Raw genomic sequence first — 798 nt, 5'->3', positions numbered from 1 at the left:
ATGTATCCATACCAGCAAGATTTTTACCCATCTGTGCAGCTTGATTCAGATACTGAGCAGATTGGTCGAGATACTTACCAGCATTAGTAGTATATTTATTTAAATTGTTAGCAACTTCGGTTAACTGACCAGATTTAGCAAGAGCTTCCAAACTCTGAGCCATTTCTGGGGTTAAGTGAGGCATAGCCCTTTGAACTGCCTTAGCATCAAGACCACCTTCTTTATCGTATAAAGCTTTTGCTTGTTTCAGGATATCTTGAAGTTGACCTTGAGCGGGTTTCCAAGGATCGGCTTTCTGGACAGTAGTAGTACCACCACCACCGCCCCCTTTCTCTGGGAACATTGGTTCTTCACCTCGAATCTTACGAGCGAGGGAGAAAATGAATAGAGACATCGATGTACTCCTTAAGTAAAATTTTACAGAAGTATATATGAGATAAACGGTTCTTTATTTACGACCCCTAGGTTATCCCAGGGGCCATCTATATATCACAAAATATTAAGTGTAGTAAGGGATTTTAACAGTACTACCATTTACAATCACTTCGATAGTCCCTGCTGGTGTTCCTGCAGGAGCCCCAGTTTTTTGTGGAGTAGCCATAGATACATGAGTATCTACTAAACCAATACCCGCTTTACCGTACCCATTGTTAAAGTCAAGACGTGATACTTTAGAACCTACACTATCTGCTGTAGCATTTACTACTTTCAGTTTCCAGTTACACAGGAACCATGCGCCACTATTAGCATGTACTTGACCAGTAGATCTAGCAAATGCTACAGCACTTGAACAACCAG

The 798-nt window shown here is 41.2% G+C and carries 2 protein-coding genes; both read right to left on the bottom strand.

The window, feature by feature from the left end:
• On the bottom strand, nucleotides 1–394 hold a 394-nt coding region (locus tag N1032_RS24790; protein WP_259543188.1), incomplete at its 3' end, for a hypothetical protein.
• A 105-nt stretch (nucleotides 395–499) separates the two neighbouring features.
• On the bottom strand, nucleotides 500–798 hold a 299-nt coding region (locus N1032_RS24785; protein WP_259543186.1), incomplete at its 5' end, for a hypothetical protein.

Source organism: Herbiconiux daphne, assembly GCF_024979295.1.
Taxonomy (GTDB): Bacteria; Actinomycetota; Actinomycetes; order Actinomycetales; family Microbacteriaceae; genus Herbiconiux; species Herbiconiux daphnes.
The sequence above is the reverse complement of the archived record's forward strand: the minus strand, read 5'-3'. Positions and strand labels throughout refer to the sequence as shown.